Source organism: Azotosporobacter soli, from assembly GCF_030542965.1.
Taxonomy (GTDB): Bacteria; Bacillota; Negativicutes; order SG130; family SG130; genus Azotosporobacter; species Azotosporobacter soli.
On the sequence record NZ_JAUAOA010000016.1, the window covers coordinates 1 to 22,318 of the forward strand.

The following is a 22,318-nucleotide window of genomic DNA, read 5'->3' on the forward strand; positions in this document are numbered from 1 at the left end:
TCATGCAGCGTCTGACGTTTGCCCATGCCAAAGATGTAATAGCTGGCAATGACGATCGCGCAGAACACTGCGCCGACGATCAGCGATACCTGCGTATCGGAGTTGAACCACATGCCGACCAGTACGCAGCAGAGGAACACAATCGTGAAATAGTTGCTGATCGGATAGAACGGCGATTTGAAAGGATGATTCGGCATTTCAGCCGCCCATTTCTTGCGGAAGCTCAGTTGCGCAATCGCCAAGACAAACCAGGGAATCATGCCAGGCAGGATGCTGGCGCTGTAGATATAGATGAACAGTTTGGAATCCGGTGCGATAAAGTTGAAGAATACGCCAAGCAGCAGACAGCCGATTGTGGTCATGATGCTGTTCGACGGTACGCCGCTTTCGGATACTTTGCCGAAGAATTTCGGCGCCTGGCCGTTTTGCGCCAGCGTGTAGAGCATGCGGCCCGCGCTGTAGATGCCGCTGTTACAGCCGGACATGGCCGCGGTTAAAACAACGAAGTTGATGATGCCGGCAGCGGCTACGATGCCGACTTTGGCAAAGGTCATAACGAACGGGCTGCCGATGGTGCCGATTTGATTCCAGGGATAGATGGACAGGATAACGAAGATCGCGCCGATGTAGAAAATCAGGATACGCCAGATGATGTTTTTCGTTGCTTTGCGCAGCGTGTTTTTCGGATCTTCGGCTTCGCCGGCCGTGATGCCGACGAGTTCAACGCCTTGGTACGCCGCGGTAACTAAACAGAGTGCGAAGAGGAAGCCTTCGAGACCGCCCGGGAAGAAACCGCCGTGATTAAAGAGGTTGCCGATGCCCATCGGCACGCCGCCGTTGCCGATACCGAAAGCGATGATGCCAACGCCGATGACCAGCATTGTGATGATGGCCGCTACTTTAATGAGTGCAAACCAGAATTCGAATTCGCCGTAGTATTTAACTGCTGCCATGTTGGCCGCAGCGACGATCGCAACGCCTGCGAGTGCAGGAATCCACTGTGCGACGTCCGGAAACCAATAATTACAATAAATGCCGATTGCGGTGACCTCGGCCATGCCGACGGTGACCCAGAGGAACCAGTAACACCAGGCGGTCAGATAACCGACCAACGGATGAATGTATTTATGCGCATAGGTGGCGAAGGAACCGGTGACCGGTTCGAGGAACAGCATTTCGCCCATGATCCGCATAACGAAGAACATAACCATGCCGGCTAACGCATAGGCGAGAAGAACCGACGGTCCTGCCCACTTGATGGTGCTTGCCGAACCCATGAATAGACCTACGCCGATTGTGCCGCCCAAAGCGATCAGTTCAATATGACGCGCTTTAAGACCCCTGGTAAGTTGTTTCTCTTCCATTTGTTCTTACCTCTCTTTTCTTGGTTTACTCTTCAATTGGCAAGGAAAGCGTACGTTTATCGGTATTAATCACGATATTGGCTTCGATCCGGCTGACGCCTGGAATTACCATTAAAGAGTCGAGGATGAAGTCCTTGTAGCTTTGCATATCTTTAGTGGCGACTTTTAATAAATAATCGCGACTACCGGCAATGGTGTAGCATTCAAGAACTTGCGGAATGCTGTTGATTTGCTCAAGGAAAAAATCAACGACATCGCGTTTTAACGGCGACAGTACGACCATGATAAAGGCAATCATATCCAAACCGATTTTTTTTTCGTCAATGACAGTGGTAAACTGCTTGATGACGCCTGTTTCTCTCAGGTTTTTTGTTCTGGCCAGGCAGGCGGATGTAGATAAACCGATCAATTTGGAAAGATCAAGATTCGAGATGGATGAGTCTTTTTGTAAAGCGTTTAGAATCGCTCGATCGTACTGATCAAGTGACATAACAACAAGCCTCCTTTACAAAGTTGCAAAAATAAAATTTTGCGTTTATGCAAATATACGATATTTAATTACGTTTTGTCAATAATTTAAAGAATTTAAATAGAAAATAAGCTATGGGTAACGCATGTAGATAATGAAAAAGTAATTAAAGAAATAAAATGTAATCTATAAAAATATAGAAAGGATAGAAGTGAATTGCCGCACTAGCTGGATAATGATAAGATAGGTGGTATGAAAATAAGGGAAGGCGGTACATGAAATATGGCATCAAGTGAAGAAATGAAATTCAACAAGTTTCTTGTGCTCGTAAAAGAACAAGCAGGGAAACAGGGAAAATGTTTTTTTCTCGACGACAGTGAAGGAAATGAAGCCGATTTGGGCGAACTGCTGGTGCAAAACCTAAGCGGTTGGCTGATTGACGAAGCAGATAAAGCGGAATTCGAGGCCAACTGGAAGACGGGCGACGATCCCGGAGAACGATTTGATGATCAATATATTTATGTTGTCTGGCAGCAGAACGCAAACGGAACGGTTACGGTTCAATTCTGCGAGTCGTTATAGTGTTGTGAAGCGTTGGAATTGACGGAAAATTCGATGTGTGATAACATAATGGATGAGAGAATGAGGATTCGAGTCTGATGAAACAGATGAATGAGCCATTGATGCGCTCCAGTATCCGCAGTGTGGGAACGGCTGCAATGCTTCTGGCGCTGACGCGGACGATCGCGGATGAAGAAGGCGTCAAGGCTATGTTAGCCGACATGGAATACCGCTATGTTGTGACCGAAGTGGGCGGCTCCGGCCAGGATGAATTTCAGGCCAAAAGCACGCGGGCAATTATCGGCGCAGCGCTGAATGGCGGGCTCGTCACCAAATCGCCGACGAATTATCATGCGCTCTTGCATGCGATTGAAGAAGCGAAGCGGGGCATGATGGTAAATATGGCGAGCAGTACGAGCGTAGCTGTAAAAATTGCTATCGTCAGGGATGCAAATTGGATTGCGGTGGCCTTATTTGGTGAATCGGCGATCCATCCCATGACAAACCACGAGCGGGCTGGAATGGGAATCATGCATTTGGGAACCGATGCATAAAAGAGAAAAATGGGTGTATGAGAGACAGATGGAAGAATATTTCCGTTTGTCTTTTTTGTTTTCTCAGGGCGGAAAATGAACAGGAACGTTTCTTGTTTTGGCAGCGAACTGGTCAAGGCATAATGAGGGATTGAGGACGAGAGAGAGGCGTGCTTTCCCTGTTGCTGCAGTTGGCTTGAAGTCAAATAAAAAGGAGCGATTTACGATGAATGCATTAAAGGGAATTCGTATTTTAGATTTGAGCAGGGTGTTAGCGGGGCCGTATTGCACGATGATGCTGGCTGATTTTGGCGCTGATGTGGTAAAAATAGAGCCGCCGAACGGCGGAGACGATTCGCGCAGCTTTGGGCCGTTTATCGGCAGAGAAAGTGCATATTTTATGAGTCTTAATCGCAATAAGAGATCGATCGTTCTTGACCTGAAGAAGGAAGAAGACAAGGGTGTTTTTAAAGAGCTGGTGAAAAATGCCGACGTCGTTGTTGAAAACTATCGGCCGGGTACAATGGAAAAATTCGGTCTTGGCTATGAAACATTGAAGGAAGTGAATCCGAAAATCATTTACGCTGCCTGTTCCGGTTTTGGCGATAGCGGTCCGTACCGGCAGAAACCTGCGTATGATATCATCGTTCAGGCGATGGGCGGTATCATGAGTATAACCGGAGCTGAGGGCGGCGAAGCGACGCGCGTCGGTGCGTCGATTGGAGACTTGGCGGCAGGCATGTTTACCGCGTATGGCGTGATGCTGGCGCTTTTCCACCGCGAGAGGACACAAGAAGGACAAAAAGTGGATGTCGCAATGCTCGACTGTCAGGTTGCGATGCTGGAGAATGCCGTGGCGCGCTATGCGATATCCGGCAGCAGTCCGAAACCTCTCGGCAACCGTCATCCTTCCATAACACCCTTTGCAGCTTTCACGGCAGCCGACGGACAACTGATTGTCGGGGCAGGAAATGAGCGTCTTTGGCGTAAACTCTGCCAAATTATCGGGCACGATGAATGGCTTGATGATCCGCGCTTCAGCGACAATGGGCAACGCACGGCAAACGCGGCGCAGCTGATGGCGCTGCTGAACGGAGTCTTTGTCAAAAAGACGGTAAAAGAGTGGTTATGCCTTCTGGAAGGGGCAGAACTGCCATGTGCGCCGATCAACGATATCGAAAAGATGATGGCTGATCCGCAGATCAAAGCGCGTGAAATGATTGTGGAATTGGAGCATCCAAGCGCCGGAGTTGTGAAAATGCCGGGAATTCCGGTGAAATTGTCAAAAACGCCGGGGAAAATCGCAGCCGCTGCACCTCGTTTAGGCGAACACACTAAGGATATACTGGCGGAAGTTAAGGAGAAAGCGCAGGAAGAGGCAATGCTATGGCCGCAGGCGTCAGGGCACTAAAGAAAGCTGCCTGCTGATTATCGTGTGTTTTTATTAGTAGTGATTGTAAGCGCAAGCCGCATCCTCTTCAGGAATGCAGCTTGCGCCATACTTTTCTTATGCGTGCAAAATAATGCGGCAGAGAAAAAGGAAAGGAGTTTACTGAAGGCAAACAGAATATAGTAAAAACGTAATGAGCGGATGCGGCGATGTTTCATTTGCCTGTGGCGCTGAAAAAAGGAAAGGGGGCAGCAGGAGTGAGACAGTCTGTGTTGCGTAAGAGTATAGTGCGTTTTGCTATGGCGGCTTTTCTTCTGTTTGCCAGTCCAGCGATTGCATTAGGGGCAATTCGCGTTTTGCCCGAGAATGGAGCCGATGCCGCGATGCTTGCCGATGTGCAAAAAACGGCGCTTTTGTTCAACCAAGTGTTGCAGGAAGATATGAAACTGGAGCTTACGCGCGATGTTACTTTGATTGTTTGTCCCAGTCGTGAAAATTATGCCGCAGTTTTGCAGCGGGAATTCAAAATGAAACCGGATAAGGCGGCGCGTGAAGCTGCTTTGACCGGCGGCATGTCGAGCGACCGCTTTCAAGTCGTAGCGCTGAATGGAGGTTCTACGATCATGCGTTCGGCGCAAGGGCGTGCATCTGATGCCGGACATGAACTGTTCCATCAGCTTCAGGCGCAGTTGGCGAATGGAAAAAATGGCAAAGCGATGAACTGGTTAAAAGAAGGAACGGCCGACTTAATCGGCGCACGTATTGCCGAGAGAAGCGGTTACCAGAGCATGGAGAAATGGAAATTGGACCGGATCAACACGTTACGCAATGCGCCAAACCATGCCGTAGCCGCAGAGCTGCTCCACTCGAATCTTGACAAATGGGCGACAATGATGGAACAAAAAAAATATCCTTATCAAATGTCGGATTTGATGGTCTTCTACTTGCTTAAACAACAGCCTGGTAATAAAGGGTATGAAGCGATTGCCGAATATTTTCGTTTGGTAGGAACGTTGAGCGATGGGGATAAAGCGTTTGAACAGGCTTTTGACGTGTCAATAAACCAGTTTTTATCAGACTTTGAAGCTTGGTTCATAAATACCACGCATAATGAAGCGCAGGTGGAAGTCATTGTGCAGGCGGGCGTTTTGCCGGACGCGGCAGCTGATATCGAAAACGGCGCGTCCTTGAGCCGTCGGTTTTTCAAAGAGAAATGGGGGGCGGATTTGCGCTCGTCGCAGCGTATCGTGCTGACGCCCGACAAGAATGCTTACGCTGGTGCATTGGCGAAGGAATTTGGGTTAAATCCGTTGGATGCCGGGCAAAAGGCGAAAAATAGTTTTTGGTCGTGGGCCGGCAGTACTACGGTATTGGATTTGGGCACCCTTACTACGCGAAAGCAGCGCCTTTTTATTACAGCCCTTACGATGGTGCAGCGTTTTCAGGCACAGACTGCAGCACAGCAAACGCTGGCTAAGATGAATTGGCTGAATGCGGGCAGTGCAGCGGGCGTTGCGGCGCAAATCGTCGAGACAAGCGGCGTTTCTAATCTCGAAAAAGATAAGGCGGCGTGTTTGAATGCTTTGCGCAAAGCCGAGGTTTTGCCGGAACTGAGAGAATTGCAAACGCCGCAAGCCTGGAGCGCTGCCGTTGGAAAATATGGTTCGTCGGTCGTTAATAATATGGCAGAGCTGGCGGCCTTGCATCTAATGGAAAGTTACGGTGTTGAATCGATTTATACATGGCTTAAAGCCGTCAAGGACTTGGGGGATGCGGAAGCGGCCTTCACAAAGGTATATGGTATGACGTCCGCGCAATTTTCGGCGGCGTTTAATGGGATTCTCACGGCACAGCTGCAGAAAAAATAAAATGCTAAAGCAAGGAGTGAAATGAAAATGGCGGCAATGAATCGGCGTGAGTTTATAAAATGTTCGGCGATGGCATGTTTGTCGTGTAGTATGTTCCTGAAGGGTTTTTCTTGTGTTAGTGCAGCAGCGGCGCAAGAAAATTATTATCTTATGCACAAAAAAGATTTAGTAGGGGCGTTTCGCGGCGTCTTAGCCGGTGTGCGACAGATGTTGAAGCCGGAATTTGGTGAAGCGGAAACGGAAAAAATCATAATACAGGCGGAGACTTCTTTTATAAATTGGCTGCCGGGAATGCCGGAGGTCGGCGGAGCGAAAAACTGGGACGTCGAGTTTATTCCGGTAGCGGCCTGGTATGCGGCATTGTATCGGCCGCTTCGCGCGCGCGGTAAGACGGCGGAGTTTGTCGGCAAAATGATCTATCAATTGAATGAATATACCTGGGCGTCAACGCCGAAGGATGAAGCGCGAGCCAGCGGGGAAGCTTTGTTTTCGACGCAGGAACAAGAAAATTTGCGCCAGTGGGCGTTATGGACGCAGGAACGCCAATATCCGCAAAATTGGGTGGCCAACTATCTTGAGGGCGACGGCAATACGTTTGATTACGGCATTGACTATACGGAATGCGGCGTGGTCAAATATTTGCAGGCACAGGGAACACCGGAATTGGCGCCTTATGTCTGCAGCAACGATTTTATTAAAAGCCGTGCGATCGGCAGCGGCCTTGTCCGTTCGAAGACGATTGCGCGAGGCGATGGAATTTGCAATTTCCGCTATAAGAAAGACCGTCCGGTCCTGCAGGACTGGGAATCAGAGCTGAAGTTGATGCAGAAACAATAGGGGGCATGGAAAATATGGAAAGTGGCGATTATAAGAAGGCGAAGGTTCTCATCGTTGATGATTCGAGCTTTTCACGCGGTCTGATTCATAAAACACTGCACGAGTTGGGCATAGCCAATCCACAGATCGAGCAAGCAGGCAGCGGCGAAGAAGCAATTGACAAGATGAAGAAAACGAAGTTCGATCTGTTCGTTCTGGATATTGTGATGTCTGGTATCGATGGAGTTGCCGTATTGCGCGAGGTGAAAAACACACAGTCCGGTGCGAAAGTTATCATGTGCAGCGGCAGTAATGCCAATGAAGTGGTGGATGAGCTGATTGAATTGGGCATTGAAGCTTTTATCAGCAAACCATTTAAAGCGACAATTTTTAAAAATGCCTTCTATCGGGCCTTCGGTATTGCAAAGGAAGAAGAGATGCCCGATTATTGGCTGGCAAAATGCCATAAGTGCGATCAACAGATGATCGAAGTGAATGCTATTCATACGGTTGACTTTGTTTGTCCCAATAAGTGCATGAGAATCGGGCCGCTGCCTGCCGCATTGATTCAGCAAGCGGAGCTTGATGCTGACTATGAAAAGGCAAAGCAAAAAAAGTAAAACAAATCCTGCGTGAACAGCTTGCTTGCGCAGGATTTGTTTTATCCAGGTAAAGTAAAGTACGAGTTTGAAAAGGATGTAAAATAGCTGCAAACTATACTTTTGGCTAGTGTATATTGTAAAAGAAAATGATATCCTGTAAATACGGACTGTATTAAAATGGAAAAAGGAGGGCGAGGACGTGGGGTTTTGGTCAATGATAATTGCGTTTGCGCCGTGGGTTTCGTTTAAAATTCTCATTAGTTTACCCATTTTGCCGCCTATTGAAATGGTCAAGGTCGGAATTGTCGTGGCGGCCGCTATCTGTGCTTATCAGGCTTGGATTGGTCTGCACAGAGGAGCGCTGATGTGGGGCGGATTGTTGTTCTTTGGTTTTGCTTTGCTGACGGTGCCGATCATGAATAATATGTGGGTAGTAAAACACCTGGGAGTATTGTCGCATGGCACACTTGCGACCTTTACCTGGGGCTCGATTATCCTGAAAAATCCGTTCACACTTGAATATGCAAAAATGAGAGTGGCGCCGGAACAATGGACTGCGCCTGCCTTTATTCGGAAAAACAATATTCTGACTGGGGTATGGGGCTGCGCTTTTTTGATTAGTTTTATCGATGCCGTCTTAAAATTGACATTTTTTCCGTCTGCCGGAGTGGTCTTTGAAGTGATCGACACTACGGCGTTGGTGGCTGCGGCTACTTTTACGGCGCGTTACACAAAAAAGGAAAATGCCGCGCCGCCTAAAAGCGAGGAGGAAATGGTATGAGCTTTTGGTCAATGATCCTGGCTTTTTCGCCTTGGGTCGCGTTCAAGCTGTTGCTGCAGTTGCCGGTGCAGAATGAGTTGCTGTTACTGAAGGGAGCTATTGTTGTAGCGGCGCTCATTTGCGCCTATCGTGCAATTAAAGGGTTAGACAAAGGCATCATTGCCTGGGGCAGCGGCTTATTCTTTTTGCTTAGCCTGATCATGGTCGTGGGCTTAACAAATATTTGGTATATGAAACATCTCGGCCTTTTTTCCAGCGGCACATTGGCAGCGTTAACTTGGGCGTCGATCGTACAGGGAAAGCCGTTTACGCTTGTCTATGCCAAACAGAAGGTGGCGATGCAGTATTGGGATTCGCCTGGCTTCATTCACAAAAACTATAAGATCAGCGGCGCTTGGGGCGTTAGTTTTAGCATTGGTCTAATCGATGCGTTTGTGCGTCAGTTGTATCCGGAAATGCCGGGGTATATGTCGGAGATTATCGATGACGGAGCAATGATTCTTGCGATTCTGTACACAACACATTTATCAAAAGCGCCGAAAGAAATGATGAGAACCGACAGTGTAGATGCATGACCGGTGAAACAAGAAACAGGAGGGAGAGAATGCGAAAGATGAATGGAATATGGATGATCTGTTTGACGTTTATTATGCTGGCGGCGACCGTGCTTCCCGTTCAGGCTTGTACCTCATGGATGGCTTCCGGTGACAGCGTTGCAGGCGGCGGAACATTAGTGGTGAAAAATCGCGACTGGATGCCGGGCGATATTACGTCGCTGAAGCTGATGAAGAGCAATCGGGATCTTTCTTACTTTGTCCTGTTCGGCAATTTGGAAGGCAGTGCGAATCACGGCGGCATTAATGAAGCAGGGCTGGTATTGCTTGAATTGTCGACGCCGCCGAACACGCCGCGGGGAGAAGTGCCGCCGTTGGCCAAGAGCTTTGATGCCGACTGGATACTGGGACATTATCGCACGACGGATGAGGTGATACTGGCGTTGACAAAGAACGAGTGGCAAACACAGCCGGTCTTTTTAATCGTAGCCGATCAAAATAAGGTCGCCTATATTGAAGTAGGGACAAGCGGGCGCGTGGCTGTTAAAGAAATGGTGAATGGGGCGATGATTCACGCCAATGAATACCAGGAAGCATCGATGCAAGATTTGAATCCGAAACTGCAGCCGGGAGTAGACAATTCTTTGGCTCTTTATGAACGCAAACGTTTGCTAAAAGCAAGAGAACAAATCGAGTCAAAATCCATTTTCACTTTAGCGGATATGAAACGGTTTGCGCAAGATCCGGTTGTCTGGTATGAACAAAGGGAAATGAGAACCTATGCGTCGTTCATTGTTCAGCATCGCAGTAACGGTCAAGAGCCGTTGATTTGGGTAAGACTGACCAATCCGAATGAAGGCGTTAAAGAAGCGCAGTTTACTCTGAGCGAAGCGATGTCCGGCAAGGCATTGGAACTGTTGCACTAATTTAAGATGCAATGCAAAATGAAAAAATGGTTTTGTTGTCGAGCAACAGAACCATTTTTTATCGACAGCAATAGAGACGTTACGGAAAAAGCTTGCTTGAGAAAAGGAGTCGTGAAAATGAAAAAAATATTGTGGTTGGTAAGCTTAGTCTTACTATTTTCTTTTGGCGGATTGGCAAGTGCGAAAGAAATCGATACGGCGGCTATTTATCAAGGTTCGACGATAGAAGCGCTGCTGGCCGGGAATTATAGCGGCGTGGCCAGCGTAAAACAGATTAAGCAAAAAGGCGATACGGGGCTTGGAACATTCGCCGGTTTGGATGGCGAAATGATTATTTTGGACGGGCAAGTGTATAAGGCCGCTAAAAACGGTACGGTTACGCTTGAAGGCGATGCGGCGCAAAGCCCATTTTACGCGGTCACGCAGTTGCGGAAAAATGGAAATGAGGTGAAACTGGCGGAGGCGACAGACTATGCTGCGTTAAAACTTCAGATCGACAACTTGCGCAGCCGCAGCGATTTGCCCTATGCGGTTGTTGTTAAGGGAACCTTTGCTGCGCTCACGGTGCGCAGCGTCGGGCCTTATGAGAAACCTTACCCGCTTTTGTCGAACGCCGTAAAGGAGCAAAGCGTATTTCAGTACAAAAATGTGCAGGGAACGCTGGTCGGATTCTGGCTGCCGTCTTATCTTGGCAATGCGAATGCCAGCGGCTATCATTTGCACTTTTTGTCGGATGATAAGCAAAAAGGCGGTCATGTGCTGGAACTTCAGATGCGTGAGGGAAGGTTGCTCTTGGATGAAAAAAGCAAACTGGAAATAGAATTTGCTCCGTATCAGACCGTTCCGTTATTGCAAAAAGATTCATACAAGTCATAAACGGCATTGGAGGATAGCTTATGAATAGTACGGAAGGAAAAAAACCAAACATCATTTTCGTTTTCATGGACAATTTAGGCTGGGGCGAACTGGGGTGTTACGGCGGCGGTGTGCTGCGCGGCGCGCCTACGCCGCGCATTGACGGCCTTGCCGCAGAGGGGTTGCGCCTCCTTAATTTCAATGTGGAAGCGCAATGCACGCCAAGCCGTTCGGCGGTATTGACCGGACGGCATCCAATTCGTTCCGGAACGCAGGTTGTGCAATTTATGGGCGGCGCCGATGGCCTGACGCGCTGGGAAGTGACGATTGCGCAGGCGCTTTCGGATGCAGGTTACAGGACTGGGATGTATGGCAAATGGCATCTCGGCAGCGACGTGGAAAATCGCAGTCCGGTTGAATTTGGTTTTGATGAAGCGATTTGGAGTCCGCGTACAGCCGATGAAGTTCTCTGGACGATGCAGTCTTATTTTCCAAATGGAGAAGTGACGTCCGCTCCTTATACGGAAGAAAAGGTAAAACTTGAATATCAATCAATTTATGCGAAACAACGCGGCGGCGAAGCCGAAGCGATTGCTACGTATGATGCGGAGTTTCGTGCCGGCTTTGATCGAAAAATTACCGAGTGGGCGATTGATTTTATCAAGCGTGCCAAAGACGAGGAGAAGCCTTTTTATCTCTATTTACCATACACTCAGGTACATATCCCGACGATTCCCGACCCGGAATATGCCGGACGGACGAAACGCGGCGCTATGGCCGACTTATTGGTGCAGATGGACGATTTTACCGGCCGGATTCTCGATACGCTCGATGAGTTGGGGCTGGAGGAAGACACGATTGTAGTATGGACGTCAGACAACGGACCGGATACGACATATCGGATGCCAGCAATGGATCCTGATCCGCTCGGTAGCCAGTGGAACGGTTTTTCTGGTCCATGGCGCGGCGGATATCTGACTTCGCTTGAAGGTTCAAACCGAGCGCCCTGTCTTATTCGCTGGCCAAACAAAATTCCGGCCGGCAAAGTCAGTAATGAATTGGTGCATGCAGTCGATACCTTTACAACACTGCTTTGTGCGGCGGGCGCAAAAGTACCGGATGATCGGCAAATTGACGGGATGGATATGCGGCCTTTTCTGCTTGGCGAAGCAGAAGAGTCGGGACGCGATACGGTCTTATGCTTTCAAAATGAGCGTTTGCAGGCAATAAAGTGGCGGCAATGGAAAGCGCATTTTTTTAAGCAGGATGAATTTTTGTCAACCTGGACGCCGTACAATGTGCCGAACCTGTATAACCTAGAATGGGATCCGCGCGAGGAACATACGGTGGATTTTCCGCATGGCTGGGTCTTGCACCCGATGCTGGCGGCTTCGACGGCGTTTTTTAAGACGTTGGCATTGGAGCCGCCGATCAAGCCGGGCACGCCGGACCCCTATGTTCCGCCGCGTCCAAGTGAGATAAAGGTAAAAGAATACACCCAACTTGGCCTGGTTACCGAATGCGTCAGCATGATTTCGCGCTGCGCTGCGGCAAAATAAAAAAAGACTGTCTCAAGCGGCTTTCGAAGGCCGGTGAGACAGTCTTTCTTTTAAAGCGGATCGTTATGCTTTGTTTTTGGTGCAAGCAGCTGCATGATTTCATCGGCGTAACGATTTTGGCGCAAAAGTGCGGCCATGCAATCCATCGTCGGTCGGATGTGGCGGAAAAACGCCTGATAGCCTGCGCAAAGATAGTTAAGATTGGCTTCGCCAGTGGGTGTTGTGCGAAAGCGATTGCGGGGACACTCGCCATGGCAGGCAAACAGGACGTCGCATTGGCGGCAATAATTCGGCAGACCGTCTGATTTTTGCAAGCCGAAGCGGCGCTGTTTTTTTGAAGCGGCCAGTGTGCTGATTTCTGTCTCGCAAATGGAACCTAAACGATAGTCGGGTTCCACATAATGATCGCAGGAATAAAGATCGCCCTTTTTCTCTAAGACCACAGCGTTGCCGCAGGTTGGCGAAAAGATGCACAAATTGTGCTGACCAAGCCAGCTGCCAAGCGCCACGTCAAATGTTTGTACGAAGACGGCGCCGACATCGTTACGTACCCACTCGTCATAAACGGCAATCAGAAAGCGGCCGTAGCGATCGGCGTCGACGGAGCGTTCGGTAACCTGGTCGCCGCTTTGCGTATAGAGTGGCCTGGGCTGGAGGGCGTCATTTTTCCAGCCGCGGTTGGCAAGATGCAATTGGTCGGCGTTGACCCGTTCCACAATAGGGATGAATTGAATGTATTGCGCTTGCAACTCGTCACGCAAAAAATGATAAACGGCGGCAGGATGATCGACATTGGCAGCGTGAACCGAGCAAAGCAGATTGAAATCGATTCGATGCTTGCGTAGCAATGATAAGGCATGCATTACCTGCTTAAAGGAACCAACGCCGTTTCTGTCTACCCGGTAGGCGTCATGCATGCTTTGCGGTCCGTCGATGCTGAGGCCGACCAGAAAGTGATGTTCCTTGAAAAAAGTGCACCAGGCATCGTCCAGCAATAGGCCGTTGGTTTGGAACGTGTGTTGGATCGTTTGACCGGGACGGCGGTATTTAGCCGCAAAGGAAACTGCGCGCCGGTAAAAATCGAGGCCCACCAATGTCGGTTCACCGCCTTGCCAGGAGAGCGTAACACTTTTTTGGTTGGAATTGCATAACTGACGGATGTATTCTTCTACTACCTTATCGCTCATCATGGCCGGAGCGCCAGGATAGAGTTGAGACTTTGAAAGAAAGAAACAATAGGCGCAGTCAAGGTTGCAGGCTGCACCCGATGGTTTTGCAAGAACGTGAATCGGCATTGAACTTTTCATAAAGGATCTCCCTTCATATCGCTATGAAATGTTTTCGCGTTAATGTCTTGCTTCTCCTGCAGCGTGGAAAAGCGTTCCTGCGATGGAGCGATAATAAGGAGTGAAGATTTAATTCTTGCATCGTATAGTTTTTTAGTGTAGAATATGCTCATTATCTAAAATGACATAGCATTCCAGCCGATCAGTAAACTGAAGGCTAAGGTTCAGCTCTCTGCATGGAGAGACGTTCCTTAGCCTTTTTTGTTTATATTTTTTCTAAAGAAGGGATGAGTGAAAATGAAAAAACAACAAGCAATAAAAAGCAAAAGTTGTACCGATTGCGGGGTGTATAATTGCCGGAATCTGGATGCGACATTTCCGGCGTTTTGCTTGACTACGCAAAGTCGAGGCGAACATGGGATGGATGAAATGATTAGCGGCGTCACCGATTATTTGCGCGGCGAGCATCAGGATGCGCTAGTGGCGCGTGTTTCCGCACAGATTGAAGGGCGTTTTTACGGTAAACTGACTAGAGTCGAAGAAATTGTTGAGTTCGCGAAAGGGATTGGTGCAAAAAAAATCGGCATTGCAACGTGCGCCGGGTTGATCCAGGAAGCTAAAATTTTTGCTGCGATCCTCAGTGCGAAAGGCTTGGAATCGTATAGCGCCATTTGTAAAGTCGGTGCGGTCGATAAAACCGAGATTGGCTTGGCTGAACAGGATAAACTGCGGCCAGGAAAGCATGAGGCGATGTGCAACCCGATTCTGCAGGCGCAATTGTTAAATCAGCAAGAAACCGATTTAAATGTTGTGATTGGATTGTGCGTTGGTCATGATTCGCTGTTTCTCAAACATTCCGAGGCGCTGGTGACAACTCTGGTGGTTAAGGATCGCGTGATGGCGCATAATCCCGTAGGTGCATTGTATAATGCGCAATCGTACTACAAACGTTTATTGCAAGAGTCATAAAATAAAAGGCGGGATAAAGATGATGAGAAAAGAAAAATGGCTACATAAATTGGCTCTTGGGGCGCTGTTGACGACAATGCTGTTTGCTGCGGCGGGCTGCAGTTCATCAAATTCAGCGGATGCAGGCAGTGGGACGAAAAAGAAAATTATCATCGGCACCGGCAGTGAATATAAACCGTATTGCTATCTGGATGAAAAAAATAATTTAACCGGATTTGAAGTAGAAGTGTTAAAAAAAATCAATGAACGGTTGCCGCAATATGAATTTGAATTTAAAAATTTTGATTTTAATGCAATTTTAGTCAGCTTGGAAACCGGAAAAATTGATTTGGCCGCACATCAATTCGAAATCAATCCGGATCGCAAAAACAAGTTTTTATTTGGCGATGTTGGCATAACAACCTATGATTTGCAACTTGTCGTCAAAGAAGAACGGACGGATATTCAGTCGCTAAACGATTTGGCCAATTTGAACGGTACGGTGGAAGTCGGCAAAGCGTCGGCCAATAAAACGGCAGTGACGGACAAATGGAATAAAGAAAACGGCAATCGGCTTAAACTGATTTTGGAAGCATCGGATCCGACGATTACGTTGCAAAATTTAGCGTCAGGCAAAACCGATGCGTTTGTAAATATTCAACGCAATGTGGATGCATATAAAACGACTTACGGAGCTAAAATCAAAGTGGTCGGTGAACCGATCAGCCGTTCGAGCGCGTATTATTTGTACCGTAAGAATGACGCGACAGGGACGCAGCTGAAGCAGGATGTGGATCGTGCATTGCAGTCGCTGAAGGATGATGGTACATTACTGGAACTGTCAAAAAAATGGCTTGGCGGCGATTATGTTTCGAAAATTTAAAGCGAGGTAACGTATGCTGGAAAATTTATTTAGCGTTGGCTTGTTTTTCACTAGTTTTCCAACGCTGCTTAGCCGCATTCATATTACGCTGGCGATTGTTGCGGTTGCGTTTATTGTTGGTCTGATCGGGGGCATCCTGCTGGCGGCGGCGCGCATCTATCGGTTGCCGTTTGCTGCGCCAGCTGCTGCAGCCTATGTATCTTTTATTCGAGGGATTCCGCTGTTGGTGCTGCTTTATATCGTATATATCGGCTTGCCGCTGCTGGCCGAAGCAGGGGGCATTCATATCAATCGCCTGGACAGTCTTTGGTTTGTGATGATCGCCTATAGCATGAACAGCGCTGCCTTTTTATCGGAAATCATCCGTGCGGCAGTAAAAGGGATAGACGGTGGTCAGCTTGAAGCGGCTTATGCTGTAGGCATGACGCGCCGTCAGGCCTTTAGCCGGATTATTGTTCCGCAGGCGCTGCGGATTTCGTTGCCGTCATTAGGCAACAACATCATTTCGTTGTTGAAAGATACGTCACTTGCTTATACGCTGGGCGTAATCGATATCGTCGGGGTTATTAAGGCGATTAGCAGCAACACCTACCGTTCGCTGGAAGCTTATACGGCGGCAGCTGTCATTTTTTTCGCGTTAAGCTTTCTGCTGGAACGAATGTTTGCCAAATTGCAAATCACGTTAGGCATCGAGCAGATTAAACCGCAATGATAATACAAAGGAAGAGGAGGAGAAACAGTGGGATTTCAGTTTGATTCGGCATTTTTCGTTTATGAAATCGGTATTGGCATTCGGTTTATTCCGATAGTATTGCTTTTGTCCGTCATACCATTGTTGTTGGGCTTAAGTGTAGGCGGCGTCATTGCTGTGATTCGTCTGCTGAAAGTGCCGCTGCTCCACTCATTGGCTGCGCTTGCGGTTACCTTTTTACGCGGTGTTCCATTATTGCTGCAGCTTACGATTTTGTACTTGGCGGTGAACATTGGCGCAGAAAGTTTGAAAGAGTTTGGGCTTGGCGGTTTTTCTGCCAAGGATATTTCTTATACCTGGGTGGCAGTAGCTGGCTTGTCGATTCATGCCGCCGTCTACTTGTCGGAAGTGATTCGCTCGGCGTTGCTGGCGGTTCCGGCCGGTCAGTATGAAGCTGCAAGGGCTGTCGGCATGAACAATCGTCAACTGTTGCTGCGCATCATCGTGCCGCAGGCGATGCCGGTCGCATTGCCTTTGATCGGCAGCAATTTTATCGGTTTAATTAAAGGCTCGGCGGTGGCATCACTGATTTCCGTTGTTGAGCTATTAAATGGCACGCAGTTTGAAGCAAATGGAAACTATAAATTTTTAGAGGCATACCTAGCAGCGGCGCTATTGTACTGGTTATTATGCTTTTTGGTGGAGCAGGTAATTGCCTTTGGCGAAAATAAGCTGCGCGCATCTGGATGGAGTGGATAAAAATGATCCAAATAACAGGAATAGAAAAAAAGTTTGCCGAACATAATGTGCTAAAAGGAATTGATTTATCCGTTTCAAAAGGTGAAGTGGTGGTGATCATCGGACCAAGCGGATCGGGGAAAACGACTTTTTTGCGCTGCATCAATTTTCTGGAACAGGCGGATGCCGGGCGGATTGAAATAGGCGATTTGGCTGTGGATTGCGGCTTGGCGACGCGTCAAAATATGGTGGCGATGCGACGTAAAACAGGCATGGTTTTTCAATCATACAACTTGTTTCGCAATAAAACGGCGTTGGAGAATATTACCGAAGGCATGATCGTAGTGCAAAACGTGCCGAAAAAAACGGCGCAGGAGCGGGCGAGGCAATTGCTCGCCGACGTTGGGCTTAAAGGAAAAGAGGGGGCATATCCGCAGCAACTGTCCGGGGGACAGCAACAGCGCGTTGCGATTGCTCGTGCATTGGCGCTCGATCCGGAGGTGATTTTGTTTGACGAACCGACTTCAGCGCTGGATCCTGAATGGGTGGGCGAGGTACTGGGCGTGATGAAGCAAGTGGCCAAAGCGGGACAGACAATGATCGTGGTTACGCATGAGATTGCTTTTGCAAAAGAAATTGCCGATCGGGTCATTTTTATTGACGGCGGAGTGATCGTTGAGCAGGGGCCGCCGCAGGAAATTCTAAACCGTCCGCAACAAGAAAGGACGCAACAGTTTTTACGGCGATTGTTGCCGATGGAGGATTATGTTATCTGATGCAGAAGCTAAAAGATAAATATATGGAGAAACAGGTGATGAAAATGGCTTTTGACTTTGACAATGTAGTGGAGCGTAGGGGAACCGGCAGTCGCAAGTGGGATGGCGTTCAGGATGTGTTTGGCGAAGAGGTGCTGCCGCTGTGGATTGCCGATATGGATTTTTCTTCGCCGCCGGCAGTGGCCGAAGCCCTTCAAGAACGAGCCGCACATCCGATTTATGCGTATAATACGCAGGAAGAGTCGTTATATGAGGCAATCATCGAGTGGAACCGACGGCGTCATGCTTGGCAGATTCAGCGCGAATGGCTGTTGCTGACGCCCGGTGTCGTTCCGGCATTGACGCTGGCAGTCTATTCGTTTAGCAAAGAAGGCGAAGGCGTAATCATTCAGCCGCCGGTCTATCCGCCGTTTTTTGAACTGGTGAAAGACAACGGCCGTGCGGTCGTGGAAAATCCGCTGCGATTGCAAAACGGTCGCTATGAAATTGATTTTGCCGATCTGGAAGAAAAAATGGCCGATCCGAACAATACCTTGTTGCTGCTTTGCAGCCCGCATAACCCGACCGGACGCGTCTGGAGCCGCGAAGAATTGGCGACGCTTAAAGAGCTGGCCAGGCGTTATCAGGTAACGGTATTGGCTGACGAAATTCACAGCGATATCGTTTACCGGGGGCAACGCCATATTCCGCTGGCATCGATTGAAGGCGGTGCATCAGACAACATTGTCACGTTCATGGCGGCAAGCAAGACGTTTAATGTGGCAGGACTGAATCTTTCGTATGTCGTCGTTCCCTGCCCGCAAAAGCGCAAGCAACTGGACAATTGGATCGGGCGTATTCATCTGCGGCGCAATAATTTGTTCAGCGTATTGGCTACCGAGGTCGCGTACCGGCAAGGCGGCGAGTGGCTCGATGCATTATTGCCCTATCTGGCTGCTAATGCCGAATATGCCGCACAGTTCTTACAAGACCGCTTGCCGGAAGTCACGATGGTGAAACCGGAAGGTACGTATCTGATCTGGCTTGATTTTAATAAGTACTTTTCCGACAGCCGTGAATTGGATCGTTTTATGGTGCAGGAGGCTAAAGTGGGTTTGAATTCGGGCCGGAGTTTTGGGCGACAGGGAGAGGGGTTTGTCCGTCTTAATATTGCAACGTCCCGTCGTATTTTGCACGAAGCGCTGGAGCGAATCGAACAGGCTCTTAAAAAAAGGGGAAAAGAATAGGCGGCTAGGATGGCGGGGGAGCCTCAGGTCAAGCAAAATGTAAAACGTAAAGGTAACAATATGATGGAGAATGGCTTGAATTTTATCTGATTTGTAATGCGTGATGGCGAAATGAGTTGACAAATCGATTTGTGAGATGGTAAGATAACGGACAAGTAAATATGGATCTTCTCTTATCAAGAGTGGTCGAGGGACTGGCCCGATGACACCCGGCAACCGGCAGCAATGCAGTGGTGCTAATTCCAGCAGAGCAAAAACGCTCTGACAGATGAGAGAAAGGCGTTTTCGCAATGCGGACTCCTTTCCTCGGAAAGGGGTCTTTTTTATATCTGTTTAAGAAGAAAGGAATGATTGTTATGTATTTTGATTCGAAAGCGGCGCAAGTCGGGACTTGTAGTGATGTAAGAACCGGGGCGGTAAGTACACCCATTTATCAGACTGCGACCTTTTGTCATCCTGCGTTAGGCCAGAGTACAGGCTATGATTATACGCGCAGCCATAATCCGACGCGGCAAATTTTAGAAGAAGGCATAGCTGCGTTGGAAGAAGGATATGCAGGCTTTGCATTTTCTTCCGGCATGGCCGCGATTACGGCGGTAGTGATGCTGTATCGCGCAGGAGATCACTTGGTGGTCAGCGAAGACTGTTACGGCGGGACATACCGCGTGCTGGAAAAAGTGTTTGCCTCATTTGGCTTGCAAATCACTTTTGTCGACGGCAGTGATTTAGCCGCCGTCAAACAAGCGATTCGAGCGGAAACAAAGGCAATCTTTGTGGAAACGCCATCCAATCCGCTAATGAATATAGCCGATATTGAAAAACTGGCGGAATTGGCGAAAGAAAATGATAGTATGTTAATTATCGACAACACATTCTTGACGCCTTACTTTCAACGCCCGTTAACGCTAGGCGCGGATATTGTGATTCACAGCGCATCCAAGTATTTGGCCGGGCATAATGATTTAATCGCCGGGTTGGTGGTTGCACGTACGCCGGAGATTGCAGAAAGAGTTCGCTTTGTGCAAAATGCCGCCGGTGCGGTGCTTAGTCCGAATGACAGCTGGCTGCTGATTCGTAGTTTAAAAACGTTGGCGCTGCGCATGCGGCGGCACGAGGAAAATGCGAAATTATTGGCAGTCTGGCTCACACAGCAAACGTGGGTTGAACAGGTTTATTATCCGGGGCTTGATAAGCATCCAGGCAAAGAAGTTCAGGATCGTCAGTCGAGCGGTTATGGCGGAATGATTTCCTTTCGCGTGACTTCGCCCGAATTGGCGGCGCATATCTTAAAAAAGGTTCGACTCTTGCGTTTTGCAGAGAGCCTTGGCGGCGTCGAAACGCTAATTACGCTGCCGGCGGTGCAGACACATGCCGATGTTCCGCCAGAGGTCAGAGAGCGACTGGGGGTCACGCAAAACTTACTTCGTTTATCGGTCGGAATCGAAGATGCGCGCGATTTGATCGCCGATTTGGCGCAGGCTGCGATTGGAAATGCTGAGCAGGAAGCGGGGCGGGGAAAGATATGAGTGCCGGAACTGCATTTGTCAACGCCATTGTCGAAGAATCGGTTCGTCAGATTCGCTTTGGGGTGCTGACCATCATTGTTCAAGACGGAAAAGTGGTTCAACTGGAACGTACGGAAAAATTTCAGGTGCAAGCCGTGCAAAATAAAACCGTGCAAGCGGAAAAAATAAATGCGACAGTCTTGGAGCGGGTTCGTGAACACATTTGCCAGGAAATGACCGGCATGCGTTATGGGCAAATTCTTGTGAAAATCGTCAACGGTCGCGTCAATCAGATCGAGAAAACGGAAAAACGACGCTGGGCAGGCGCGTGCGGCCTTGACGGCGAGGGAATCTGAGTTTAAATAGTGAGGCGAGAAAAGGAGGAACGGTATGCTGCGCTTACTTGAAAAAGCGGAACAGACGCATCAGCTAACGAAGGAAGAAATCGTCGAGCTGTTGTCGGAAGAAAATTATGATGAAGCTCTATTTGCTTCAGCGGATCGGGTACGCCGGAGCTTCGTCGGCGACGGCGTTCATCTGCGCGGTTTGATTGAGTTTTCTAATATTTGCAAGCAGAATTGTCTGTACTGTGGTTTGCGGCGTGATAATAAAAAAATCCGCCGCTATCGTTTAACTTCGCAAGAGATCATCGATTTCGCGGCAAAGGCGGTGCAATACGGCTATAAGACTGTCGTACTGCAGTCAGGCGAAGACGACTCTTACGACGTGGATACCATGACGACAATTATCCGGCAGCTAAAAGAAATGGAACTGGCCGTGACGCTAAGTTTGGGCGAAAAGAGTCGAGCGGATTACGCCGCCTACAAAGCGGCTGGTGCAGATCGATATTTGCTGCGCATTGAGACATCAGACAGGGAACTGTATGAAAAACTTGATCCGGGACAAAGCTGGGATAATCGCTATCGTTGTCTGCTGGATTTAAAGGAGCTTGGTTTTGAACTTGGGACAGGTTGCCTGGTCGGGCTGCCCGGACAATCGCTGGAGTCCATTGCGGATGATATCTTATTGTTTGCGAAATTAGACGCCGATATGGTTGGCATCGGACCTTTTATCGCCAATCCGGACACGCCGCTGGCTCAGGCTGAAAACGGCGCTTTTGCACTCAGTCGCAAGGTGATGGCGTTGACTCGCTTGCTGTTGCCGGAGGCCAATATTCCGGCGACAACGGCCATGGAAGCGTTGCATCCGCAAGGTCGCATCCTTGCGCTGCAAAGCGGCGCCAATGTAGTGATGCCGAATGTGACTGAAGGGGAATATCGTAAAATGTACCTGCTTTATCCCGGGAAAATTTGTTTGAACGACACGCCTGCTCATTGCCGCGGCTGCATTACCGGAAAGATTAACGGCATCGGCCGCCATGTCGCAACGGACTTTGGTTTTCGCAACAAAAAGAACAAATGACTTGCAGTAGTGGTCGATGTGTGTTAAAATCAATAAAATAGAAACTTTGAAAAGTTTTAATTGCAATGGGGCAAAAGGGGAAACTTGCCGATTGGACATCCAAAGGCCGGGTTTCGGACAGTGCATGCTGTTCGACCCGGCCTTTGTTTATCGTAACAATGAAAAGAAAGGGGCGGGAACTATGTCAGTGATGCTTGTTGGCGGCGATCGGTTGGAGAGTTTGGTAAAGTGTTTGGACAGTTTTGGCATGCAGACGATAAATCATGTCAGCGGGCGGAAAAAAGCGGAAATGAGAAAACTGCATATTCCCGCAGCAACCTCTTTAGTGGTGGTGATTGTCGACTATATCAATCATATGACGGCAAAACATATTAAAGATCAGGCGAAAGCCCAAGGGATTCCGGTTTTATTCACGCCCAATTCCTGCTGCAGCCTGGTGGCAAAATTAAACGCAACTAACTTTATGCAATGAGGAGGGATGCAAGATGCGGGAAAACCAACTTTTGCCGTTGGCAATTTCAATGACCTGGCTGTTTAGCCTTGTTTTGCTGAATAACCGATGAAG

At 48.7% G+C, this 22,318-nt stretch carries 24 protein-coding genes and 1 riboswitch; of the genes, 21 read left to right on the forward strand and 3 right to left on the reverse strand.

Features of this window, described 5'->3' with window-relative positions; all coding sequences use genetic code 11:
- Both QTL79_RS12850 and QTL79_RS12855 read right to left on the reverse strand, forming a co-directional pair.
- The coding region (locus tag QTL79_RS12850) for an amino acid permease (protein ID WP_346353263.1) at positions 1-1,364 on the reverse strand (1,364 nt) is incomplete at its 3' end.
- A 25-nt stretch (positions 1,365-1,389) separates the two neighbouring features.
- Positions 1,390-1,854, reverse strand: a complete 465-nt coding sequence (locus QTL79_RS12855) for an Lrp/AsnC family transcriptional regulator (protein ID WP_346355373.1) — start codon at positions 1,852-1,854, stop codon at positions 1,390-1,392.
- A 261-nt stretch (positions 1,855-2,115) separates the two neighbouring features.
- Here QTL79_RS12855 and QTL79_RS12860 point away from each other — a divergent pair, with 261 nt between their 5' ends.
- From QTL79_RS12860 to QTL79_RS12910, 11 genes are all read left to right on the forward strand, one after another.
- On the forward strand, positions 2,116-2,415 hold the full coding sequence (locus QTL79_RS12860; protein WP_346355374.1) for a hypothetical protein: 300 nt from the start codon (positions 2,116-2,118) through the stop codon (positions 2,413-2,415).
- Between the two features lie 77 nt (positions 2,416-2,492).
- Complete coding sequence (locus QTL79_RS12865) at positions 2,493-2,948, forward strand: HutP family protein (RefSeq protein WP_346355375.1); 456 nt, start codon at positions 2,493-2,495, stop codon at positions 2,946-2,948.
- 205 nt (positions 2,949-3,153) lie between these two features.
- Positions 3,154-4,338 (forward strand): CaiB/BaiF CoA transferase family protein, encoded by a 1,185-nt coding sequence (locus QTL79_RS12870; protein WP_346355376.1) that lies wholly within the window; start codon positions 3,154-3,156, stop codon positions 4,336-4,338.
- A 236-nt stretch (positions 4,339-4,574) separates the two neighbouring features.
- Positions 4,575-6,185 (forward strand): hypothetical protein, encoded by a 1,611-nt coding sequence (locus QTL79_RS12875; protein WP_346355377.1) that lies wholly within the window; start codon positions 4,575-4,577, stop codon positions 6,183-6,185.
- 27 nt (positions 6,186-6,212) lie between these two features.
- Positions 6,213-7,022 (forward strand): L-2-amino-thiazoline-4-carboxylic acid hydrolase, encoded by an 810-nt coding sequence (locus QTL79_RS12880; RefSeq protein WP_346355378.1) that lies wholly within the window; start codon positions 6,213-6,215, stop codon positions 7,020-7,022.
- 14 nt (positions 7,023-7,036) lie between these two features.
- Positions 7,037-7,621 (forward strand): response regulator, encoded by a 585-nt coding sequence (locus tag QTL79_RS12885; protein ID WP_346355379.1) that lies wholly within the window; start codon positions 7,037-7,039, stop codon positions 7,619-7,621.
- A gap of 181 nt (positions 7,622-7,802) precedes the next feature.
- Positions 7,803-8,384, forward strand: coding sequence for a hypothetical protein (locus tag QTL79_RS12890; protein ID WP_346355380.1), 582 nt, complete (start codon positions 7,803-7,805; stop codon positions 8,382-8,384).
- Positions 8,381-8,959 carry a hypothetical protein gene (locus QTL79_RS12895; RefSeq protein ID WP_346355381.1) on the forward strand — a complete coding sequence of 193 codons (579 nt, stop codon included), beginning with the start codon at positions 8,381-8,383 and terminating at the stop codon, positions 8,957-8,959. Before QTL79_RS12890 ends, QTL79_RS12895 begins: the two co-directional genes overlap by 4 nt.
- 29 nt (positions 8,960-8,988) lie before the next feature.
- Entirely contained in the window at positions 8,989-9,864 is an 876-nt protein-coding gene (locus QTL79_RS12900) for a carcinine hydrolase/isopenicillin-N N-acyltransferase family protein (RefSeq protein WP_346355382.1), read from the forward strand.
- A 117-nt stretch (positions 9,865-9,981) separates the two neighbouring features.
- Positions 9,982-10,740 carry an acetolactate decarboxylase gene (budA, locus tag QTL79_RS12905; protein ID WP_346355383.1) on the forward strand — a complete coding sequence of 253 codons (759 nt, stop codon included), beginning with the start codon at positions 9,982-9,984 and terminating at the stop codon, positions 10,738-10,740.
- Between the two features lie 20 nt (positions 10,741-10,760).
- Entirely contained in the window at positions 10,761-12,278 is a 1,518-nt protein-coding gene (locus tag QTL79_RS12910; protein ID WP_346355384.1) for an arylsulfatase, read from the forward strand.
- Between the two features lie 50 nt (positions 12,279-12,328).
- Here QTL79_RS12910 and QTL79_RS12915 read toward each other — a convergent pair whose 3' ends face one another.
- A complete protein-coding gene (locus QTL79_RS12915; protein WP_346355385.1) occupies positions 12,329-13,585 on the reverse strand; it encodes an anaerobic sulfatase maturase in 1,257 nt (418 codons plus the stop codon).
- Between the two features lie 276 nt (positions 13,586-13,861).
- Between QTL79_RS12915 and QTL79_RS12920 the strand changes: the two genes are divergently transcribed.
- The 10 genes from QTL79_RS12920 (at position 13,862) to QTL79_RS12965 (ending at position 22,225) form a co-directional block, all read left to right on the forward strand.
- Positions 13,862-14,533, forward strand: coding sequence for a DUF1847 domain-containing protein (locus QTL79_RS12920; protein ID WP_346355386.1), 672 nt, complete (start codon positions 13,862-13,864; stop codon positions 14,531-14,533).
- 19 nt (positions 14,534-14,552) lie between these two features.
- Positions 14,553-15,395: a transporter substrate-binding domain-containing protein gene (locus QTL79_RS12925; protein ID WP_346355387.1), complete on the forward strand. Its 843-nt coding sequence runs from the start codon at positions 14,553-14,555 to the stop codon at positions 15,393-15,395.
- A 13-nt stretch (positions 15,396-15,408) separates the two neighbouring features.
- Positions 15,409-16,107: an amino acid ABC transporter permease gene (locus tag QTL79_RS12930; RefSeq protein ID WP_346355388.1), complete on the forward strand. Its 699-nt coding sequence runs from the start codon at positions 15,409-15,411 to the stop codon at positions 16,105-16,107.
- Between the two features lie 27 nt (positions 16,108-16,134).
- The gene (locus QTL79_RS12935) at positions 16,135-16,845 is read left to right on the forward strand and encodes an ABC transporter permease subunit (RefSeq protein WP_346355389.1); all 711 of its coding nucleotides are present in this window, start codon (positions 16,135-16,137) and stop codon (positions 16,843-16,845) included.
- 2 nt (positions 16,846-16,847) lie between these two features.
- Positions 16,848-17,600 (forward strand): amino acid ABC transporter ATP-binding protein, encoded by a 753-nt coding sequence (locus tag QTL79_RS12940; RefSeq protein WP_346355390.1) that lies wholly within the window; start codon positions 16,848-16,850, stop codon positions 17,598-17,600.
- Positions 17,600-18,826, forward strand: a complete 1,227-nt coding sequence (locus QTL79_RS12945; protein ID WP_346355391.1) for a MalY/PatB family protein — start codon at positions 17,600-17,602, stop codon at positions 18,824-18,826. The genes QTL79_RS12940 and QTL79_RS12945 overlap by 1 nt, the downstream gene beginning before the upstream one ends.
- Positions 18,827-18,996: 170 nt before the next feature.
- A riboswitch (SAM riboswitch) is annotated at positions 18,997-19,101 on the forward strand.
- 81 nt (positions 19,102-19,182) lie between these two features.
- Positions 19,183-20,352: a trans-sulfuration enzyme family protein gene (locus QTL79_RS12950; RefSeq protein WP_346355392.1), complete on the forward strand. Its 1,170-nt coding sequence runs from the start codon at positions 19,183-19,185 to the stop codon at positions 20,350-20,352.
- Positions 20,349-20,687 carry a DUF2292 domain-containing protein gene (locus tag QTL79_RS12955; RefSeq protein ID WP_346355393.1) on the forward strand — a complete coding sequence of 113 codons (339 nt, stop codon included), beginning with the start codon at positions 20,349-20,351 and terminating at the stop codon, positions 20,685-20,687. The genes QTL79_RS12950 and QTL79_RS12955 overlap by 4 nt, the downstream gene beginning before the upstream one ends.
- Positions 20,688-20,721: 34 nt before the next feature.
- Positions 20,722-21,753 carry a [FeFe] hydrogenase H-cluster radical SAM maturase HydE gene (gene hydE / locus QTL79_RS12960; protein WP_346355394.1) on the forward strand — a complete coding sequence of 344 codons (1,032 nt, stop codon included), beginning with the start codon at positions 20,722-20,724 and terminating at the stop codon, positions 21,751-21,753.
- A gap of 181 nt (positions 21,754-21,934) precedes the next feature.
- Positions 21,935-22,225: a DUF2325 domain-containing protein gene (locus QTL79_RS12965; protein ID WP_346355395.1), complete on the forward strand. Its 291-nt coding sequence runs from the start codon at positions 21,935-21,937 to the stop codon at positions 22,223-22,225.
- Positions 22,226-22,318 lie beyond the last annotated feature (93 nt).

What these genes read in the sequence shown, in the direction of transcription:
- QTL79_RS12855 (WP_346355373.1), bottom strand. Translation starts at nt 1,854, where the DNA reads ATGTCACTTGATCAGTACGATCGAGCGATTCTAAACGCTTTACAAAAA.
- QTL79_RS12860 (WP_346355374.1), top strand. Translation starts at nt 2,116, where the DNA reads ATGGCATCAAGTGAAGAAATGAAATTCAACAAGTTTCTTGTGCTCGTA.
- QTL79_RS12865 (WP_346355375.1), top strand. Translation starts at nt 2,493, where the DNA reads ATGAAACAGATGAATGAGCCATTGATGCGCTCCAGTATCCGCAGTGTG.
- QTL79_RS12870 (WP_346355376.1), top strand. Translation starts at nt 3,154, where the DNA reads ATGAATGCATTAAAGGGAATTCGTATTTTAGATTTGAGCAGGGTGTTA.
- QTL79_RS12880 (WP_346355378.1), top strand. Translation starts at nt 6,213, where the DNA reads ATGGCGGCAATGAATCGGCGTGAGTTTATAAAATGTTCGGCGATGGCA.
- QTL79_RS12885 (WP_346355379.1), top strand. Translation starts at nt 7,037, where the DNA reads ATGGAAAGTGGCGATTATAAGAAGGCGAAGGTTCTCATCGTTGATGAT.
- QTL79_RS12895 (WP_346355381.1), top strand. Translation starts at nt 8,381, where the DNA reads ATGAGCTTTTGGTCAATGATCCTGGCTTTTTCGCCTTGGGTCGCGTTC.
- QTL79_RS12900 (WP_346355382.1), top strand. Translation starts at nt 8,989, where the DNA reads ATGCGAAAGATGAATGGAATATGGATGATCTGTTTGACGTTTATTATG.
- budA (WP_346355383.1), top strand. Translation starts at nt 9,982, where the DNA reads ATGAAAAAAATATTGTGGTTGGTAAGCTTAGTCTTACTATTTTCTTTT.
- QTL79_RS12910 (WP_346355384.1), top strand. Translation starts at nt 10,761, where the DNA reads ATGAATAGTACGGAAGGAAAAAAACCAAACATCATTTTCGTTTTCATG.
- QTL79_RS12915 (WP_346355385.1), bottom strand. Translation starts at nt 13,585, where the DNA reads ATGAAAAGTTCAATGCCGATTCACGTTCTTGCAAAACCATCGGGTGCA.
- QTL79_RS12920 (WP_346355386.1), top strand. Translation starts at nt 13,862, where the DNA reads ATGAAAAAACAACAAGCAATAAAAAGCAAAAGTTGTACCGATTGCGGG.
- QTL79_RS12925 (WP_346355387.1), top strand. Translation starts at nt 14,553, where the DNA reads ATGATGAGAAAAGAAAAATGGCTACATAAATTGGCTCTTGGGGCGCTG.
- QTL79_RS12930 (WP_346355388.1), top strand. Translation starts at nt 15,409, where the DNA reads ATGCTGGAAAATTTATTTAGCGTTGGCTTGTTTTTCACTAGTTTTCCA.
- QTL79_RS12940 (WP_346355390.1), top strand. Translation starts at nt 16,848, where the DNA reads ATGATCCAAATAACAGGAATAGAAAAAAAGTTTGCCGAACATAATGTG.
- QTL79_RS12945 (WP_346355391.1), top strand. Translation starts at nt 17,600, where the DNA reads ATGCAGAAGCTAAAAGATAAATATATGGAGAAACAGGTGATGAAAATG.
- QTL79_RS12950 (WP_346355392.1), top strand. Translation starts at nt 19,183, where the DNA reads ATGTATTTTGATTCGAAAGCGGCGCAAGTCGGGACTTGTAGTGATGTA.
- QTL79_RS12955 (WP_346355393.1), top strand. Translation starts at nt 20,349, where the DNA reads ATGAGTGCCGGAACTGCATTTGTCAACGCCATTGTCGAAGAATCGGTT.
- hydE (WP_346355394.1), top strand. Translation starts at nt 20,722, where the DNA reads ATGCTGCGCTTACTTGAAAAAGCGGAACAGACGCATCAGCTAACGAAG.
- QTL79_RS12965 (WP_346355395.1), top strand. Translation starts at nt 21,935, where the DNA reads ATGTCAGTGATGCTTGTTGGCGGCGATCGGTTGGAGAGTTTGGTAAAG.